This window comes from Duganella sp. CT11-25 (assembly GCF_047302815.1).
GTDB lineage: Bacteria > Pseudomonadota > Gammaproteobacteria > Burkholderiales > Burkholderiaceae_D > Rugamonas.
In genome coordinates this window covers 1787506-1806512 of sequence record NZ_JBKBFD010000001.1, presented here as the reverse complement: position 1 = coordinate 1806512, position 19007 = coordinate 1787506, and the positions used below count along the sequence as shown (strand labels likewise).

The window sequence follows — 19007 nt, the reverse complement described above, 5'->3', positions numbered from 1 at the left end:
TGGATTCCCGCCTGCGCGGGAATGACGGCCAGGCGGCGCTAGAGGTATGGAAATTGACTGACGAAGTAACCATCGCGCCCGATCCGCGCGAACAAGTCCTGGCCACCGTCGCCAAGCTGCCCAACCTGCCGGGCGTGTACCGCTATTTCGACGCCGAGGACAAGGTGCTCTACGTCGGCAAGGCGCGCGACCTGAAGAAGCGCGTCTCCAGCTACTTCCAGAAGAACCTGGCCAGCCCGCGCATCGCCATGATGGTCGAGCGCATCGCGCGCCTGGAAACCACCGTCACGCACAGCGAGGCCGAAGCGCTGATCCTTGAGAATAACCTGATCAAGGCGCTCAGCCCGCGCTTCAACATCCTGTTCCGCGACGATAAATCGTATCCCTACCTGAAGATCACCGGCGGCGATGCGCCGCGCATGGTCTACTACCGCGGCGCGGTCGACAAGAAGAACCAGTACTTCGGTCCTTTCCCCAGCTCGTGGGCGGTCAAGGAATCGATGCAGATCCTGCAGAAGGTGTTCCGCATCCGCACCTGCGAGGAAAGCGTCTACGCCAACCGCACGCGGCCCTGCCTGCTGCACCAGATCGGCCGCTGCAGCGCGCCCTGCGTCGACCTGATCACCAAGGACGACTACAAGCTCGACGTCGAGAACGCCGCGCGCTTCCTGCGCGGCCGCCAGTCCGAGGTGATGGCGGACCTGGACAGGAAAATGCACGCCTATGCGGCCGAGCTCAAATTCGAGCAGGCGGCCTCGGTGCGCAACCAGATCCAGTCGCTGTCGCGCGTGCTGCACCAGCAAAGCATGGAGACCACCGGCGACGCCGACGTCGACATCCTCGCCGTGCTGGTGCAGGGCGGGCGCGCCTGCGTCAACCTGGCGATGGTGCGCGGCGGCCGCCACCTGGGCGACCGCGCCTACTTCCCGAGCCATCTGGGCGACGCCGAAGCGATCGCGGAAAACGCCATCGAGGTCGAAGTGCTGGCCGCCTTCCTGGCCCAGCACTACACCGAGAAGTTCATCCCCGGCACGCTGATCCTGAATATCGAATTCAACCACCCGGCGCTGATGCAGGCCTTGCAGGAGCAGTGCGGCCATCGCATCAACCTGATCTTCCAGCCGCAGGACCAGCGCCGAAAATGGCTGGAGCTGGCTCAGAAGGGCGCCGAGATCTCGCTGGCGCGGCTGCTGCAGGAGCAGGGCTCGCAGCAATCGCGCACGCGCGCGCTGGTCGACGCGCTGCTGCTGGAGCCGGAAGACATCGAGGCGCTGCGCGTCGAATGCTTCGACATCTCGCACACCCAGGGCGAGGCGACGCAGGCCTCGTGCGTGGTGTTCCACCACCACCAGATGCAGAACGGCGAATACCGCCGCTACAACATCAACGACATCACGCCGGGCGACGATTACGCGGCGATGCGCCAGGTGCTGTTCCGCCGCTACGAGAAAGTGGCCAACGGCGACGGCGTCATGCCGGACGTGGTGCTGATCGACGGCGGCAAGGGCCAGATCGAGATGGCGCGCCAGGTGTTCGCCGAGCTGGGGCTGGACATCAGCCTGATCGTCGGCGTCGCCAAGGGGGAAGGGCGGCGCGTCGGCCTGGAGACCTTGATGTTCGTCGACGGCCGGCCGGCGCAGGAACTGGGCAAGGAATCGGCGGCGCTGATGCTGGTGGCGCAGATCCGCGACGAGGCGCACCGCTTCGCCATCACCGGCATGCGCGCCAAGCGCGCCAAGACGCGCCAGACCTCGCGCCTGGAGGAGATCGAGGGCATCGGCGCCAAGCGCCGGCAGCGCCTGCTGGCGCGCTTCGGCGGCCTGCGCGGCGTGGTCGACGCCAGCGTCGAGGACCTGAAGCAGGTCGAGGGCATATCCAGCGCGCTGGCGGAAGAAATTTACAAACAGCTACATTGAGCGTTTGTTTCATGCACAGCAACAGTGCGCTGGTTTAATGTGCGGCGGCAAGGTAGACTAGCGGCGCATTACAAATTTTCACCGCCGCACTTATTTCTGAGCTTATGCCTTTCAATATACCGATACTGTTGACCTGGTTGCGCGTCGCGCTGATCCCGCTGGTGGTGGGGGTCTACTACCTCCCCACCACCATGCTGCCGGTGGCGGATCAAAACCTGGCGGCCACGCTGGTGTTCATCGTTGCCGCCGTCACCGACTGGTTCGACGGTTTCCTGGCCCGCCGCTGGAACCAAACCTCGGCCTTCGGCGCCTTCCTCGACCCGGTCGCGGACAAATTGATGGTGGCCGGCGCCTTGCTGGTGCTGGTGCAGCTGGACCGCGCCAACGCCGTGCTGTCGTTTATCATCATCGGCCGCGAGATCGCCATTTCCGCGCTGCGCGAGTGGATGGCGCAGATCGGCGCCTCGAAGTCGGTGGCGGTCAGCTCGCTGGGCAAGATCAAGACCACGGCGCAGATGACGGCCATCCCGCTGCTGCTGTTCCATGATGTGCTGTTTGGCGCGGTCGACACCCAGTTCTGGGGCGCGCGCCTGCTGGAGATCGCCGCCGTGCTGACGGTGTGGTCGATGTTCTACTATCTGCGCCTGGCCTGGCCGCTGATCAAGGAAAAATCCGGCCAACTGTGAAATGTTAATCGAGTAAACAATATTTTTTATTCGGCAAAGTTTTTACCATTGACAGACGGCATGGATCCTCTATAATGCTGGCCTGTTGTTGATGACGGCGACGCGGGAGTAGCTCAGTTGGTAGAGCGCAACCTTGCCAAGGTTGAGGTCGAGAGTTCGAGACTCTTCTCCCGCTCCAGTAATCGACGACACGTAGTACTGGCAATAAGAGCGGCTTGCTGCTATGATGCTGGACTCCAATGCGGGAGTAGCTCAGTTGGTAGAGCGCAACCTTGCCAAGGTTGAGGTCGAGAGTTCGAGACTCTTCTCCCGCTCCAGTTCTCCGGAACTTGGTTGGCGTAGTAAAACGTAGTAAAAAAGCTCCAATGCGGGAGTAGCTCAGTTGGTAGAGCGCAACCTTGCCAAGGTTGAGGTCGAGAGTTCGAGACTCTTCTCCCGCTCCAGAATTTCGGATCGCAGCGCGTAACCCGCTGTTGTCTTAGTCAAAAGTTTCCTCTGGCGAGGTAGCAAAGCGGTTATGCAGCGGCCTGCAAAGCCGTCTAGGTCGGTTCGACTCCGATCCTCGCCTCCAGACAATTTGAACTCCAAGCGGGAGTAGCTCAGTTGGTAGAGCGCAACCTTGCCAAGGTTGAGGTCGAGAGTTCGAGACTCTTCTCCCGCTCCAGTATTTGAAAAGGGTAGCCACGTGGCTGCCCTTTTTGCATTTGCGTCCGTGACTACGAAAGAACGACATGAAAAAGCTGCTTTCCTCCTGCGTGATTGGCCTCACCCTGACCTTGTCCCTGGCCGGCTGCGACCGCGCCAAGACGCCGCCTCCGGCCGAGGCCGGCGCTGCCGCCGTGCCCTTGCAAAAGATCGATACCCTGGCCGGTGCCGGCAAGGAAGCGGTAGCCGGCGCTACCGCCGTGGTCAACTACACCGGCTGGCTGTACGAGCCGGGTGCGCAGTCGCAGCACGGCGCGCAGTTCGATTCATCGAGCGGGCGTTCTCCCTTCAGCTTCCAGCTCGGGGCCGGACAGGTCATCCCGGGCTGGGACGAAGGGGTGAAGGGGATGAAGGTCGGCGGCAAGCGTACGCTGATCGTGCCCGCCAGCATGGGCTACGGCGCGAGCGGCGCCGGCCCGATACCGCCGAACGCCAACCTGATCTTCGAGGTCGAGCTGCTGGACGTGCGCTAAGCCCACGATGCTACACTGCGCATCTCATCGCGCACGGGAGCATGGATGCTACGCCGACTATCGATTTGTGTTTTGTTGCTGAGCTGTTTGTCCGCCGCCGCCAACCCGGCGCCGGACGTGGCGGCCCTGGACCGCCAGCGCATCCTGGCCGCCGCCGGGCCGATGCTGGGCGAGGCGCCGTTGACGATCACCGCGTCGCACAGCCCGCGCAGCAGCGGCGGCCCGCATGACTTCTACTCGGAAGGCGACTACTGGTGGCCGGATCCCAGCCATCCCGGCGGCCCCTACGTGCAGCGCGACGGCATGTCGAACCCGGACAATTTCAACGATCATCGGCGCGCGCTGATGCGCTTCAGCGTGCAGGTGCCGGCGCTGGTCGCCGCCTGGAAAATCACCGGCGACCGGCGCTATGCCGACCACGCCGTCACCCACCTGCGCGCCTGGTTCATCGACGACGCGACGCGGCTCAATCCCGACCTGCAGTACGCGCAGGCGATCTTCGGCCGCAGCACCGGGCGCGGCATCGGCATCATCGACACCATCCACCTGGTTGAGGTGGCGCGCGCCGTCGAAGTGCTGCATTCCTCGGACGCGCTGCCGGCCGCCGACGAGGCCCGCATCAAGCAGTGGTTCGCCACCTATCTGCAATGGCTCACCCACAGCAAGAACGGCATGGACGAGCGCGATGCGCTCAACAACCACGGCACCTGCTGGCTGATGCAGGTGGCGGCCTTTGCCCGCCTGACGGGCGACCAGGCGTTGCTGGCGTACAGCCGCGAGAGATTCAAGACCGTCCTGCTGCCCAACCAGGTGGCCGCCGACGGCAGCTTCCCGCTGGAGCTCAAGCGCACCAAGCCTTACGGCTACGCCTTGTTCAACCTGGAGGCGATGGCCGCGCTGAGCGAAATCCTGTCCACCCCTTCCGACAATCTGTGGACCTACGCCACGCCCGACGGCAAAGGCATGCGCCAGGCGATGGCCTACATGGCGCCGTACATCCGCGACAAGAAGCGCTGGCCGTTGCCGCCGGACGTGATGTATGACGGCGAGTGGCCGATGCGCCAGAGCAGCCTGCTGTTTGCCGGCCGCGCGCTCGATCAACCCGGCTACATCGCGCTGTGGCGGACCTTGCGCGCCGATTCCGCGGTCGACGAGGTGGTGCGCAATTTCTTCATCCGCCAGCCGCTGCTCTGGTAGCGGAGGCGCTCATTCGGCGAGGCCGGGCGCCTTTGCTTTCTGGCGCGCGTTCTCGATGTGGCGGACCACCTGGTCCGTGTCATGGGGCGCCTTGAGGAATTGGCGCAGGCCCTCATAGGTCGGGCCGACCAGTTCCGCCTTGGCGTCCCGATCGAAGAAATAGGTGAACCCGGCGGCATTCGCCAGGATGGCATTCATGGCCTCGCCCAGCAAGGTGGTGGACGAGGACGCGTCCGCTTGCGCCGGCAAGGTCTGGTCGGCCTCGGCGATCTGGCGCAGCGATCCGCTCTCCGCCAGGAAGGTGAGGAAGCGCTTGCGGGCCTGGGGATTGGCGGCCCTTGCCGGCAGGACCAGCACATCGAGCGGCGCTTCTTCGTAGGCGGGGACCTCCGGCGTATAACTCGGGAAGGCGAAGAACCCCATGTCGGCGGATAGCGCGGCGGGAAACCTGGCGGCGGCAAAGCTGCCCATCAGCACCATGCCCACATGATTGCGGTACAGATAAGGCATGACGCGTTCGGTTTCCTGGTCCATCGTCGCGTCGAAGAAGTAGCCCTTGCGCAGCAGATCGCCCCAGACGTCAAACACCTGGCGCACCCGGGTGTCGGTGAAGCGCGTTTCTCCGCGCAGCAGTTTGCGGTGGAAGTCGATGCCGTTGATGCGCAAGTTGAGATAGTCAAACCAGCCGGCCGCCGGCCAGCCGCTCTTGGCCCCCAGGGCCAGCGGCGTCACGCCCGCCGATTTCAGGCGTTCGCACACCTCCAGGAATTCGCCCCAGGTGGCCGGCGGCCGCAGGCCGACACGCTCGAACAGCGATTTGCGGTACACCAGGCCCCAGACGTAGTAATACAGCGGAAAGCCGTAGACCTCGCCATCGATGCGGGTGCCTTCGATCGTGGCGGGAGCGAACTTCTTTTTCTTCAGCAGCGCGACCAGTTCGGCATCCAGCGGGGCCAGCAGCTTGCTCCTGGCGGCATCGCGCAAACGCTCGCCCGCGTACCAGAACGCCAGGTCGGCTTGTCCGGTCCGCAGGCGGGTGCTCAGTTCCCGTTTATATTGTTCCTGGGGGTAGCCGTGATGCACGATGTCGATGTCGGGATTTGCGGCGGAAAATTGATTGATGATGCTTATCCATGCCGTGCGCTGGGGGCTGTTGGACACCACGTAGTCGATCACCAGCCGTTCGGCGGCGGCGCACACGGCAGGCGGACCCATCACTGAAAATAGCAAGACCATCGCCAGCCAGCGTCGGGTTCGCACGCTTGACCGGAAAGAGAATTTGACCAGGGCGGTGTGTATCATGAACCCCTGCACGATGTGGTGTGGCGAACAGATCGGTAGGCGATCGCCGATCCAGTTGGGTAATTATATCGCGGTGTTCGTGGTGTTCCCCCAACTCGCTGAGCTGGCACAGTTGTTGGTTTGCAGAGACATTCTGTGCTGCACGATTGAATGCGCGAATCTTTGTCGGCGCTAAATTTTATAATCTCTTCCAAGTTCAATACCGTAAACTCGACAAGAGAAAAAGTATGACAGCGAAGATATTGCTTTTAGCTGGAGACCTCGCCATCGGCAGCGGAGTGAAGAAGATGGTGGCCACGCGCGTCAAGGTGCCTGTCGCGGTGAAGTGCGCCACGACGCTGATGGAGGCGCTGCAACTGCTGAGCTCTGAACCGTTCGACCTGTTGATCGCCGACTTCGAATTGTCCGACTGCCAGGTTCTTGAAGGGCTGGACAAGGTCCATGCGCTGATGCCGGGATTGCCGGTGGTCGCGGTCCGCAACGTGGTCGACGACGACGTCGCCGTCGAGATGCGCCGGCATGGCGTCTGTGAAATCCTGCGGCGTTCGGAGATCGGCGAGGCGCGCCCGTCCGCGGCGCTGGCCGAGATCCTGGACGCCATGAGCGTCAAGAGCGAGCGCTTCCTGCACCGGGCGCTGTCCGATATCGTGTTCAACTCGGTCACCGAAGCCGTCATCAGCGTCGACGAGGCGGGGCGGGTGGCGCGCATGAATCCGACCGCCGAGCGCCTGACCGGCTGGAAACTGGCGCAGGCGGCCGGCGCCAAGATCACCGAGGTGATGCCGCTGCTGAACGCGGTCACCCGGCGCCCGGACCTGCATCCGCTGGAACTGATACTCGGCCTGGGTGAAACCGTGCGTTTTCCGGTCGGTTACGTGCTATTGCGCCGCGACGGCGTCGAGCTGTCGATCGAAGACGCCTCGGCGCCGATCAGGGATGCCGGCGACAATATTCGCGGCGCGGTGGTGGTGTTCAACCAGGCGGAGGGCGACGGCGGGCTGGCCAGCCAGCTCGACCATATGGCGAAGCACGATGCGCTGACCGGCCTGCCCAACCGGCTGCTGCTGGGCGACCGCGTGGCGCAGGCGATCAAGTTCGCCAATCGCGACGGACTGTCGCCCGCCATGCTGTTTATCGACCTCGACAATTTCAAGCACATCAACGATTCGCTGGGCCACGCCATCGGCGACATGGTGCTGCAGTCGGTGGCGCGGCGCTTGTCGGAGTGCGTGAGAAAGTCCGACACGGTGTGCCGGCAGGGCGGTGACGAGTTTGTGATCCTGTTGCCCAACAACGTGGATGCGTCCGCCGCCGGCCTGGCCGCTGAAAAAATCCTGGCGGCGGTCGGCGCGCCGCACCATGTGGCCGGGCATGAACTGCACGTCGGCGCCAGCATCGGCATCAGCCTGGGGCCGCACGACGGCGGCGACCAGGACATGCTGCTGCAGAACGCCGACGTCGCCATGTATCAGGCCAAGGCCGGCGGCAAAGGCGGCTATCAGTTTTTTGAGCCGGCGATGAATGCCCGCGCCACCGAGCGCCAACTGGTCGAAAGCAATCTGCGCGTGGCGCTGGCCGCGAACCAGTTCGTGGTCCACTACCAGCCCAAGGTGCGGCTCAGCTCCGGCGAGGTCACCGGCTGCGAAGCGCTGCTGCGCTGGAACCATCCGGAATGGGGCCTGGTGGCGCCGAACCGTTTCATTCCGGTGGCGGAATACTTCGGGCTGATCGTGCCGATCGGCGAGTGGACCTTGCGTGAAGCCTGCCTGCAGGGCGCGCTTTGGCTGGCCGAAGGCCTCGAGTTCGGCAGCGTCGCGGTGAATATCTCGATGCTGCAGTTCCGGGCGCCGGGATTCGTCACACTGGTCAAGCAGATCCTCGCGGAGACGGGACTGGCGGCTTCCCGTCTGCAGCTGGAAATCACCGAGAGTTTTTTCGCGCGCGACATCGACCACTGCAAAGCCATCCTCGACGAATTGAAAGCGGTCGGCGTGGCGCTGGCGATAGACGATTTCGGTACCGGCTACTCGAGCCTGAACTACCTGCATCGCTTCCCGATCGACGTGCTCAAGATCGATCGCTCCTTTATCGAGCGCATGGGGGCACCGGGAAGCGACTGCGCGGTCGCCGCAGCGGTGATCGCGATCGCGAACAGCCTGGGACAGCAAGTGGTGGCCGAGGGCATCGAGACCCGGGAGCAGGTGGAGGTCCTGGAGCAACTGCGGTGCGACGAAGGCCAGGGTTTCCTGTACAGTCCGGCGGTTGCGCCCGCGCAGTTCGCCGCCTTTGTCCTCCAGCAATGACGGCGAACTGCGCGCGCTAGCTGCCCCCGCGCACCCGCAGCAGCCGCTCGGCGCCCACGTGGTTGACGGCGAAGCCGTTCCTGCCGGCGGCCTTGACGCCGTACAGCGCCTGGTCCGCCGCGCGCATCACGTCTTCCATGTCGACATTGGCGTTGGTGGTCAGTCCGATGCCGACGCTGGTGGTGATGCTGCGCTGCGCCTCGCCGATCACGAAGGGCTCTTGCATGGCGTCGAGTATCTTGCGCCCCAGCAGGTCGGCTTCGGTGGCGGAGTCCAGGTGCTCGAACACGATCACGAACTCGTCGCCCGCCAGCCGCGCCACCGTGTCGGTGATGCGCACCGCGTGCGTCAGGCGGCGCGCGAACTCGACCAGCACGGCGTCGCCGGCCGCATGACCCAGCGTGTCGTTGACCTGCTTGAAATGGTCGATGTCCAGGAACGCCAGCCCCACCTGGTGGCCCGAGCGCGCCGCGCGCGCCAGGACGTTGGGGAAGAACTCGTCGAACATGCGCCGGTTGTTGATGCCGGTCAGCGCGTCGGTGGTGGCCAGGCGGTGCAACTCCCGCTCGGCCTTCTCGCGCAGCTGCGACAAGGCGTAGAAGGCGCGGCTCAGGTGGCCGAACTCGTCCGCCCTGGCGACATCGAACACGCCGATCCCGACCCGGCCGGCGCCGACGTCCTCGACGTGCCGGCGCAGCTTGACCAGCGGCCGCAGCAGTTTATGGGTGACCGCCCAGCCGAACAGGCCGGCCAGGCCGGTGAGGATGGCGGCGCCGGCGAAGGCCCGCAGGCGGATGCTCTGCATCGGCGCGAACGCGCTCCTGACGGGATAGGACAGGCCGATGGTCCAGTCGACCAGCCGCAGGTGCTTGTGCACCAGCAGCGTGGGGATGCCGTCGTCGAGCAGGCCGTCCTCCCAGCCCTCGCCGCCGCGCAGCGCCGCTTCGCCCAGCGTGCCGGGATTGTCGTCGATCTTTTCCAGCACCAGGTTCTTGTTGGGATGGTGGACGATGATGCCGTCGTCGGTCACCAGGAACAGATAGCCGTCGGCGCTGGAGCGCAGCGCATCGAGCTGGCCGGAAAACGAGGGCCGCAGCAGGTCGATCGCCCCCAGGATGATGCCGACGATGCGGCCGTTGGCGTCGCGCAGCGGCTGGGTCAGCACCACCACGGGACGGCCCGACAGCGCGCTCTTGAACGGCGCCGAGATCACGCCTTCCTTGCTGTTCAGCGTGTCCTGGAAGTATCTGCGTTCGGAGATGTTGATGCGCCTGGCGTTGCGGTCGCGCAGGCTGGCGACCAGGTTGCCCGAGGCGTCGAAGGCGGTGACGTTGAAGAACTGGTCGCGCAGCGCCTCGTGCGCTTCAAACAGCGCCTGCATCTGGTCGAGGGCCGGCTCGCGCCCGGGGGAGTGTTCGGTGAGCGAGTTGAGTAGTTGCTGCTTGTTTTGCAAGTCATTGTCGATCAGCGCGGCCGCGCTCGTCAGCAGGGACAGTTCCTGGCGGGCGATGACCTGGCGCAGCTCCGACTCCGCGATGAGGAGCGAGATGCCGCCCGAGCCGATGCCGGCCACCAGCACCAGTGCGATGACGAGCGCCGTGATCTTGAACTTGAAACTCAGCAATAAGCCAAATAAAGGCCGCATGAAGACTCCCGGCTCGCCAACCCGGCGCGACTGGCATCGGCAGTCATCGGTTCAGCGTGGTTGGTCGGCTTTCTTGCCCAATTATAGGCTTGGTGGCGAAGGAGGGGCGTTTGATGTGCTGGCGCCCGGCATCAAGGCCGCGCGTATCTGTTCCAGCAGCAAGCGGGTGCCCGCCGTCGGATGCGCGCCTTCGCGGGTGGTGACGCCGATTTGCCGCTCGGCGCCGGGCATCGCCAATGGCAGCACCACCAGCAAGCCGGAAGCGATCTCGTAGTGCAGCTGGTGCGCCGGCATCGCGCTCAGCATGCGGCCTTCGACCAGCAGGCCGCGCAGCAGGGCCAGGTCGCCCGTCTCCACCGCCGGCTCGGGCGGGGGCGCGCCATGGTCGTGGAAAAACCGTTCCAGCGTCTGGCGCAGCGGCGTGCCGTCGCGCGACAGCACCCACGGATACGGCCCCAGGTCGGCCAGCGTCAATCCAGGCTTGGCCGCCAGCGGATGGGCGGCGCCGGCCACCAGCACCGTCTGATCCGGGAACGGCGGCAGCGGTTGCATGCTCAGGCCGCTGTCGGCCGGCCGCAGGGCGCCGAGGATGAAGTCGATGCGGCCGCTGAGCAGCCCGGCGCACAATTCCTCATACGGACTTTCCACGGTACGCACGCGCAGCTTTGGATGATGCGCCAGCACCATGTCGATGGCCTTCGGCAGCAGCAGCGTGCGTGCCAGCGGCAGGGTGCCGACCACCACGCTGCCCTGCAGGACGCCGTCCAGCGCGGCGACGTCGGCCGCGATGTGGCCCAGCTCCGCCAGCACCCGCTGGCAGCGCACCGCCCAGCGCAGGCAGGTCTCGGTCGGCGTCATGCCGCGCGCGCGGCGCTGGAACAGCGGCTGGCCCAGCGTCGACTCCAGGCCGGCGATCGCCTGGCTCAGCGCCGGCTGCGAAACGCCGGTGACGCGCGCGGCGCTGGGCATGTGCTGCAGTTCGGCCAGCAGTGCGGCGGCCTGCAGGCGGTGCTCGCTGAACAGCGTTGCCAGCGCGCCGACCGGCCCCGCGCGGCTGGCGGAGCGCAAGGCTTCCCCGTGCAGCTGCTGCAGTTCCGTCTCGATGCGCCGGGCGCGCAGCAGCACGGCGGCGCCGGCCGCCGTGGTCGCCATGCCGCGCGCCCGGCGCTCGAACAGCGGCACCGCCAGCTGCTTTTCCAGCACCGCCACCGAGCACGCCACGGCGGAGGACGAGCGCTCCAGCAGTTCGGCCGCGCGGCGCACGCCACCGGCGGCGGCCACGCAGCTGAAGGCGTGCAAATGGTGCAGGCTGATGCCTGGCATGATCGCCATCGTTGTGCGGGCGGCGCCGGCTCAGGCGAAGCCGTACAGGCGCGCCGGGTTGTCGACCAGGATCTGCCGCTGCAGCGCGGCGTCCTGGGTGTAGGCGTAGAACAGGTCGACCAGCTCGCCGTCGTTCGGCATGTCCTGGGAAATGTTCGGGTGCGGCCAGTCGGTGCCCCACAGCAGGCGGTCCGGTGCGGTGGCGATCAGCGCCTGCGCAAACGGCACCGCGTCCGTGAACGGGCGCTTGCCGACGGAGACGCGCTCGGCGCCGCAAATCTTGACCCAGGCCAGCGGGTTGTCGCGCATCAGTTGCAGCAGCAGCTGGAATGGCTGCTGTCCGAGGCCGTCCCCGGCGCGGACCCGGCCCATGTGGTCGATGACGAACGGTACGCTGATCTTGCGCAGCAGTTCCTGGTGCGACAGCAGGTTTTCCGCATCCAGGTGCAGCACGACATGCCAGCCCAGCGGTGCGATGCGGCGCACCATGGTGTCGATGACGGCCGGATCCGGTACGCCGCCCAGGTGCTTGACGAAGTTGTAGCGGATGCCGCGGATGCCGCCGGCGTGCAGGTCGGCCAGCGCGCTGTCGCTGATATCGGCGTCGACATTGGCCACGCCGCGGTAGGCGCCGTTGCTGGAGGCGATCGCATCGAGCGTCACGCGGTTGTCGGTGCCGTGGCAGCTGGCGTGGACGATGACGGCGCGCGACACGCCCAGGCGCGCATGCAGCGCGCGCAGCCGGGCCACCGGCGCGTCGGGCGGCGTGTAGCTGCGGTCGTCGGCGTAGGGGAACACGGCGGCCGGGCCGAACACGTGGCAGTGGGCGTCGCAGGCGCCGGGCGGCAAGGCGTGCTTGGGCTGGACGGGATGCGGGTCCGGAGGCAAACAGGATTTCATGGTGCAGATTCCTTTGATGAGTTCTTGGGCGCCCGCCGACATTGCGGCGGGCCATCGCAAGAGCGATTGTGCCCACTGCCGCAGCGCTATACAATGGCGATACCGGACTACCTAATATGCAGTTTTCACATAACGGCGACACCATGAATCTCGATCAGCTGGAAGCCTTTGTCCACGTGGCCGAACTGAATAGTTTTACCCGCGCGGCGGCCATCCTGGGCCGCAACCAGCCGGCCCTGAGCCGCCTGGTGCGGCAGCTGGAAGTGGATCTGCGGCAGAATCTGTTGTGGCGCAATGGCCGCGGCGTCGCGCTCACCGAAGCGGGCAAGGTGCTGCTCGAATACAGCAAGGGCATCCTGCACCAGGTGGACAGCGCCCGCCATGCGCTGAACAATTTGCAGGGCACGCTGGACGGGCAATTCAAGATCGGACTGGCGCCCAGCGTGTCGCGCTTCGCCACGCTGGCGCTGGTGCGCAGCTTCCAGAAGCAGTTCCCGCAGGCCCGCATCACGGTGTCGGAAGGCTTGTCGGCCAACCTGGTCGAATGGCTGATGATGGGCCGCATCGATGCCGCCATCATGTACGACGTGGCCGATTCCGCGATGGTGGACAAGCGCCCGTTGTTTACGGAGGAGCTGTTCCTGATCAGCAAACCGGACGCGGTCACGCCGCCGGTCATCCGGGTCAAGGATTTGATGCGCTACCCGCTGATCATCCCGGGCCGGCCGCACGCGATCCGCGCGCTGGTGGAGAATCATGCGGCCGAGCACAACGTCAAACTGAATATCACGCTCGAAGTCGACGCCGTGTCGTCGGTGCTGGACCTGGTGCACGAAGGCTATGGCCACGCCGTGCTGGCGCTGAACGCGATCATCGCCGACCAGCAGCAGCGGCAGTTCCGCGTCACGCGCATCGGCGAGCCGGCGATCCACAGCCGGCTGGCCATCGCCACCAGCAACCAGCACCCGATGTCGAAGCTGGCGACGCAGGCGGTGCAGATGCTGGAAAGTGAAATCCTGCCGCTGTACCAGGCGCGGCAGGCGAACATCGACGCCTATTTGTCCTGACTAGAACAGGTGGCGGATGCCGAGCGCGTAGCTGTTGCCGGAGGCGCGGCCGTTGATGCGGTCGTACAGGTAGGTGGCGTAGACGTCGGTGCGTTTCGACAGGTAGTAGTCGTAGCCCAGCCCGGCCGTGTTGTGGGTCGGGACCACGGCCCTGGGGTTGTCGATGCCGGTGCGGGCCCAGGAAAACAAAATCGATCCGGTCGGCGTCACCGGCACCGAGGCGCCGGCCTGGTAGGTGCGCGACTTGATCGCCGTCACCGCGTTGTTGGTGGTTTGGGCCGAGCCGTACAACTTGGCCGGGCCGAAATCGTAACTCATGCCGGCCAGCCAGGCGTCCTGCCCGGTCGACGGCGCCACCGCGGCCGTGCGCACGCGCTGCCCGGACAGGATCGCCGCCAGCGCACCGTGCTTGTAGCGCAGGTGCAGGCCGTAGTTGCGCACCGAGCTGTCGCCGGCCACTTCGCCCGGCGCGTAGATCGCCGTCACGCTCACATCGCCCAGCGCCGGCGTGACGTACTGGACCGCGTTGTTCCACACCGTGTCGCCGATCACCGTGTTGCTGAACGACGCCACATACGATTGCACCACCAGCGGCGAAAACGCCACCGACGAGCCGAAGGGATTGATCACCTGCATCGAGACGTAATAGGGCGAGGTATGGCGGCCCATCGTCAGCTGGCCGAAGGCGCCCTGCAGGCCGACCCAGCCGCTGCGCGAAAAACCGCTCGGGTCGGCGGCGCTGCGGCCGGCGCCGCCGTTATCGGGCTGGAAGAAGGTCTCCAGCTGGAACACGGCGCGCAAGCCGTCGCCCAGCTCTTCGCCGCCGCGGAAGCCCAGGTAGGACGTGGTCAGGCCGCCGGAGCCGATCTGCTGGGTGCGGGCGATGCTGTCGCTGCGCTTGATGCTGCCGGCAAAGGTGCCGATCAGGCCGTAGACCTGCACCTCGGCGGGGGCGGCGGCGCCGGCGCCGCAGCCGGCCAGCAGCAGGCCCGCGAGCAGGCGGACGCCGAGGCGTGGTGGAATGTGGTTCATGCTGTTCTCCTGTTATTTTCTAGTTATCCGGCCGAGCGCTGCCCTGGCCGGTGTCGTGCCTGATGCGTGATGCGAGGGGATGCCGGCTGGCGCCGGCCGGGACTCAGGTGATTTCGCGGTTCAGCACGCGATGCATTTGTTCCGTGTCGAGCGCACCTTCCCACTTGGAGATGGCGATGGTGGCCACCGCGTTGCCGATCAGGTTGGTCGGCGTCAAGCCTTCGGACAGCAGGCGGTGCACGCCGAGGATCAGCGCCACGCTGGCGACCGGGATACCGCCCACCGTCGACAGCGTCGCGGCCAGCACCACGAAGGCGGCGCCCGCCACGCCGGCCGCGCCCTTGGAGGTCAGCAGCAGCACCGCCAGCAGCACCAGCTGCTGGTACAGGTCCAGCGGCGTATTGGTGGCCTGCGCCAGGAACACGGTGACGGTGGCCAGGTACAGGCAGGTGCCGTCCAGGTTGAACGAATAGCCGGTCGGAACGATCAGGCCGACCACGCTGGGCTTGCAGCCCAGCTTTTCCAGCTTGACCAGCAGGCGCGGCAGCACGACTTCGGACGAGGTGGTGGCCAGGCAGACCAGGATTTCCTCGCGCATATAGCGCATCAGCTTGAACAGGCTGAAACCGCACAGGCGCGCCACCGGCCCCAGGATGCCGAAGATGAAGATCAGGCAGATGACATAGAAGCAGGCCAGCAGGTTGCCCAGCGAGAGCAGGGCGCCGGCGCCGTATTTGCCGACCGTGAAGGCGATCGCGCCGAACGCGCCCAGCGGCGCGGCCCACATGACGATGCCCACCGCGCCGAACAGCATCTTCGACGCCACTTCCAGCACATTGATCATCGGCTTGCCGTAGTCGCCCAGCTTGATCAGGGCGCTGCCCAGGATCACCGACACCAGCAGCACCTGCAGGATATGGCCTTCCGACAGGGAGCCGACCAGCGTGGTCGGGATGATGTGCATCAGGAAGGGAATCACGCCCTGGTCGTGCGTCTGCGCCACATAGCCCTTGATGCTGCCGGCGTCCAGCTGGGAGGCATTGATGTTCATGCCGGCGCCCGGCTGCCACAGGTTGACCACCACCAGCGCCAGGATCAGCGCCAGCGTGGTCATCACTTCGAAATAGATCAAGCCCTTGATGGCGACCCGGCCGACGCGCGACATATCGTCCATCTTGGCGATGCCGAGGATCACGGTGCAGAAAATGATGGGTGCGATCAGCATGCGGATCAGCTTGATGAAGCCGTCGCCCAGCGGCTGCAGGCTGGTGCCGGCGTCCGGATAGAAATGGCCGATGGCGATGCCGAGCGCCATGGCGATCAGCACCTGTATCCAGAGCTGTTTGTACCAGCGGCGTGGGACGGCGGGCAGCACCGGTGCATCGGTGCCGGTTGTGGTTATAGCCATTGTGATGTCTCCTGAGTTCTTCGAATTACAGCGAGACCATTTTGTCATAGCGACGAAAACATACAATGCCAATATCCCACTACCTGCTATGTGCATATTGAATAGCAGGGGAGGCCGCACCCGGCGCCGTCGCGCCTGGAGCGCTAGCCGGCCTGGTCCTTGCCCTTGCTTGTCATCCGTGGATAGACGACGCCGGGCCGCGACGCCAGAAGCAACAGGGCGGAGCGGCACAGCTTGTATGTCCATGCGAAATAGCGCTTCATGGTTTTCTCCGGTTGATTGCAATGTAGCCAAGCATGTTTCATGCCACAGGCTTGCCTTCCGCCAGGTAGGCGCGCCAGCCGCCGTGGTGGGTGATGTCGCGCGCGCCGGCCAGCGCGTAAGGCTCGCAGATGAATCCCTTGACCCAGCGGCCGTCGGCCAGTTCCATCGAGCCGATGCCCAGCGGCGCCGGCACCTCGGCCACCAGCGCGCCGAAGTTCTTCAATGGCAGTTCCCACAGCTCGACGGCGATCGCCGCGCCGCCGTTGCCGACCCGTTCCAGCCCCGGCTTGGGCGGTACGGTCCCGGCCAGCGCATGCAGTCGGTAGCTGGCGCTGGTATGGGTGCTCTCGACCTTGCGCGCGCCGCGCTCCAGCAATTGCCAGTTCAGCGGCTGCCCCTCCAGGTGGGCGCCGACCACCGCCAGCTGGATGCTGGCTTCGGCGAACGGCAGCGGCCGGGACGCAACCGAGGCAAGCGGCGATTCCGGTGCGGTGGCGGGCCGCCACGACGGGACGATGCTTTCGGCGGCGGCGGCCAGCAGATGGTCCGATCCGGCCGGGCCGATCAGCGTGACGCCGAACGGCAGGCCATCGCCGCGCCCGAGGGCGGGAATCGCCAGCGCGGCCATGTCGAAGAAGTTGACGAAGTTGGTGTAGTGCCCCAGCTCCGAATTGCGCTCGACCGGGGACGCCTCGACGGCGGCGATGGTCGGCATGGTGGGCGCCGTCGGCACCAGCATGAAGTCGTATTCCTGCAACTGCAGCTCGGCCTGGCGCCGCAGCGCGGCCAGCCGGTACTGGCCGTTGAAGGCGTCGACCGCGCTGTACTGGTCCGCCTGGCCGATGATGCCGGCCACGACGGGATTCATCGCCTGCCGCTGGCCGGCAAAGAAATCGCCGATGGCGGCCATCCGTTCAGCCACCCACGGGCCCCGGTACAGCAGCAGCGCGGCCTCGCGGAACGGCGTGAAATCCACGCTGCCGATGCTGCAGTCGGGGCGTTGTCGCAAGCGTTCCAGGCTCGCTTCGAAAGCTTGTTGCGCGGCCAGGTCGCCATAGAATTCCAGCTGGGCCGGGACGGCGATCCGGTAGCCACGCCGCTTGACGCCGGCCATCGGCAGCGGCCGCGAGTACGGTTCGTCGGGATCGTAGCCGGCCGCCACTTGCGTCACCGCCCAGGCGTCGCCGACCGTGGCGGCGAAAATGGAGACGCAGTCGAGCGAACGGCAGGCCGCCACCACGCCGCGCGTGCTGAGCAGGCCACGGCTCGGTTTCAGGCCGACAATGTTGTTCAAGCCGGCCGGGACCCGGCCCGAGCCCGCGGTATCGGTGCCCAGCGAGAAACTCACCAGGCCGAGCGCGACCGCGACCGCCGAACCGGCGCTGGAGCCGCCGGAGACATGCTCGGGATGCAGCGCGTTGCGCACCACGCCGTAGGGCGAGCGGGTGCCGACCAGTCCGGTCGCGAACTGGTCCAGGTTGGTCTTGCCGACCAGGATGGCGCCGGCCGCCAGCAGCTTGTCCACCACCGTGGCCGAGACCGCCGGCCGGTAGGCGAACTCGGCGCAGGCGGCCGTGGTCGCCATGCCGGCCACGTCGATATTGTCCTTGACCGCGAACGGCACGCCAAACAGCGGCATGCGGTCGAGGACCGCCGCGCCGTCCTGCCGCAGCAGGCGGTCGAGTTCCTCGGCGCGGGCCAGCAGGCGCTCGTCCGGCACGCGCGCGATCCAGGCTTCCGGCCGCGCCACGGCGGCGATGCGGGCCAGCACGCGCCCGACGCAATCGGTCGGGCGCAGCGTGCCGCCGGCATACCGGGCGCGCAGGCCGGCCAGGCTCAAATCCAGGGGGGAATCGATGTTGGACATGCTGTTCCTTTCGCTTAGAGGGCGTAGCTGAGCGTGGCGATCAGCTGGCTCTTCTGCTTGACGCCGAAGCGGTTGTCGCCGCCGACGATGCCTTGCAGTCCCCAGGTCAGGCCGGTCTGGCCGATGGGCTGGGTGACGCCGACGATCAGGTGGCGGAAGCCGCCCGAGCTGGGCTGCCCGCCCGCCAGGCAGCCGTTGTCGAAGAAGCTCTGGCCGGCGGGGCAGCGCACGCCGGCGGCGGTGTCGCTGGTGCCGAGGTAGCGGCCCTGCTTGCTGTAGGTGTAGTAGCCGAGCGAGGTGGTCAGGGTCAGCTCATAGGGCAGGGGCTGGACAAAGTTGAGCGCCCAGTAGGTATCGCCCTTGTTGCCCCAGATGACGTCCTGCAGCAGCGTTTGCGCGGTCAGCGTGAAGGCGCCGACGCTGGCGCCCAGCTTGGTCTCCAGCGCGTTCGAATGGGTGCCGTTCAGGTAGACGTAGCCGGTCATGCCGACCGTGTAGCCGATCTCGCCAAGCTTGCCGTTGTAGCCGCCGTACAGGTCGTTTTCGATCGATTTCTTCTTCTGGAAATCGGTGATGGTGCGGTCCGAATACGAGTCGCCCAGCTGCTTGTAGGAGTAATTGACGGTCGAGCCGAAATAGCCCAGGTACCAGCCGTCCGGATGCGACCAGTCGGCGCCCCATTGCAGGGCGGGCCTGTCCGACTCCGGGGCATCGGCGCCGGCGTTGCCCAGCGGCGCGGCGGGACCGTAGGTGGAGGTGATGCCGCGCAGGATGTAGCGGCTGACCAGGTCGACGTGGCCGGTCAGGCTGGGGCCTGAGGGCGCGGCGGCGGGGGCGTCCTCGGCGCGGACTGCGCTGCTGAACAGGGTGGCGGCGATGCTGACGGCGAGGGTGCTGCGGCGGCGAAACGACATGGTTA

At 66.1% G+C, this 19007-nt stretch carries 14 protein-coding genes and 5 tRNA genes; 11 read left to right on the top strand and 8 right to left on the bottom strand.

All coding sequences use genetic code 11. The annotated features are described in order from the left end of the window. Positions 1–53: 53 nt before the first annotated feature. The 9 genes from uvrC (at position 54) to ACEN9F_RS07320 (ending at position 4977) form a co-directional block, all read left to right on the top strand. Positions 54–1916: an excinuclease ABC subunit UvrC gene (gene uvrC, locus ACEN9F_RS07360; protein WP_413419320.1), complete on the top strand. Its 1863-nt coding sequence runs from the start codon at positions 54–56 to the stop codon at positions 1914–1916. Between the two features lie 104 nt (positions 1917–2020). Beyond that, the gene (gene pgsA, locus ACEN9F_RS07355) at positions 2021–2602 is read left to right on the top strand and encodes a CDP-diacylglycerol--glycerol-3-phosphate 3-phosphatidyltransferase (RefSeq protein ID WP_413419318.1); all 582 of its coding nucleotides are present in this window, start codon (positions 2021–2023) and stop codon (positions 2600–2602) included. 102 nt (positions 2603–2704) lie between these two features. Then, positions 2705–2780 (top strand) — tRNA-Gly (locus ACEN9F_RS07350). A 63-nt stretch (positions 2781–2843) separates the two neighbouring features. After that, positions 2844–2919 (top strand) — tRNA-Gly (locus ACEN9F_RS07345). A gap of 50 nt (positions 2920–2969) precedes the next feature. Next, positions 2970–3045 (top strand) — tRNA-Gly (locus ACEN9F_RS07340). 54 nt (positions 3046–3099) lie between these two features. After that, positions 3100–3173: transfer RNA gene (locus tag ACEN9F_RS07335), tRNA-Cys, on the top strand. Between the two features lie 17 nt (positions 3174–3190). Next, a tRNA-Gly gene (locus ACEN9F_RS07330) sits at positions 3191–3266 on the top strand. A 67-nt stretch (positions 3267–3333) separates the two neighbouring features. Beyond that, positions 3334–3780 carry an FKBP-type peptidyl-prolyl cis-trans isomerase gene (locus ACEN9F_RS07325; protein ID WP_413419316.1) on the top strand — a complete coding sequence of 149 codons (447 nt, stop codon included), beginning with the start codon at positions 3334–3336 and terminating at the stop codon, positions 3778–3780. A 45-nt stretch (positions 3781–3825) separates the two neighbouring features. Next, on the top strand, positions 3826–4977 hold the full coding sequence (locus ACEN9F_RS07320; RefSeq protein WP_413419314.1) for an alginate lyase family protein: 1152 nt from the start codon (positions 3826–3828) through the stop codon (positions 4975–4977). Between the two features lie 9 nt (positions 4978–4986). On the opposite strand, the gene ACEN9F_RS07315 is transcribed toward ACEN9F_RS07320, so the two are convergent. Then, positions 4987–6192, bottom strand: a complete 1206-nt coding sequence (locus ACEN9F_RS07315) for an ABC transporter substrate-binding protein (protein WP_413426996.1) — start codon at positions 6190–6192, stop codon at positions 4987–4989. A 314-nt stretch (positions 6193–6506) separates the two neighbouring features. Between ACEN9F_RS07315 and ACEN9F_RS07310 the strand changes: the two genes are divergently transcribed. After that, the gene (locus tag ACEN9F_RS07310) at positions 6507–8582 is read left to right on the top strand and encodes a putative bifunctional diguanylate cyclase/phosphodiesterase (protein WP_413419312.1); all 2076 of its coding nucleotides are present in this window, start codon (positions 6507–6509) and stop codon (positions 8580–8582) included. A gap of 16 nt (positions 8583–8598) precedes the next feature. Here the strand turns inward: ACEN9F_RS07310 and ACEN9F_RS07305 are convergent, their stop codons facing one another. The 3 genes from ACEN9F_RS07305 to ACEN9F_RS07295 all read right to left on the bottom strand — a co-directional run bounded on the left by ACEN9F_RS07305 (position 8599) and on the right by ACEN9F_RS07295 (position 12450). Continuing rightward, entirely contained in the window at positions 8599–10227 is a 1629-nt protein-coding gene (locus ACEN9F_RS07305) for a diguanylate cyclase domain-containing protein (protein ID WP_413419310.1), read from the bottom strand. An 81-nt stretch (positions 10228–10308) separates the two neighbouring features. Beyond that, positions 10309–11550 (bottom strand): LysR family transcriptional regulator, encoded by a 1242-nt coding sequence (locus ACEN9F_RS07300; protein WP_413419308.1) that lies wholly within the window; start codon positions 11548–11550, stop codon positions 10309–10311. Between the two features lie 30 nt (positions 11551–11580). After that, on the bottom strand, positions 11581–12450 hold the full coding sequence (locus tag ACEN9F_RS07295; RefSeq protein ID WP_413419306.1) for an amidohydrolase family protein: 870 nt from the start codon (positions 12448–12450) through the stop codon (positions 11581–11583). Between the two features lie 143 nt (positions 12451–12593). Between ACEN9F_RS07295 and ACEN9F_RS07290 the strand changes: the two genes are divergently transcribed. After that, positions 12594–13517, top strand: a complete 924-nt coding sequence (locus tag ACEN9F_RS07290; protein ID WP_413419304.1) for a LysR substrate-binding domain-containing protein — start codon at positions 12594–12596, stop codon at positions 13515–13517. Here the strand turns inward: ACEN9F_RS07290 and ACEN9F_RS07285 are convergent, their stop codons facing one another. The 4 genes from ACEN9F_RS07285 to ACEN9F_RS07270 all read right to left on the bottom strand — a co-directional run bounded on the left by ACEN9F_RS07285 (position 13518) and on the right by ACEN9F_RS07270 (position 19002). Next, positions 13518–14549 (bottom strand): porin, encoded by a 1032-nt coding sequence (locus tag ACEN9F_RS07285; protein ID WP_413419302.1) that lies wholly within the window; start codon positions 14547–14549, stop codon positions 13518–13520. It lies immediately after the preceding gene. Between the two features lie 103 nt (positions 14550–14652). Continuing rightward, entirely contained in the window at positions 14653–15957 is a 1305-nt protein-coding gene (gene dctA / locus ACEN9F_RS07280; protein WP_413419300.1) for a C4-dicarboxylate transporter DctA, read from the bottom strand. A 301-nt stretch (positions 15958–16258) separates the two neighbouring features. Continuing rightward, complete coding sequence (gene atzF / locus ACEN9F_RS07275; RefSeq protein WP_413419298.1) at positions 16259–18088, bottom strand: allophanate hydrolase; 1830 nt, start codon at positions 18086–18088, stop codon at positions 16259–16261. Positions 18089–18102: 14 nt separating this feature from the next. Beyond that, entirely contained in the window at positions 18103–19002 is a 900-nt protein-coding gene (locus ACEN9F_RS07270) for a TorF family putative porin (protein WP_413419296.1), read from the bottom strand. Between the last annotated feature and the right edge of the window lie 5 nt (positions 19003–19007).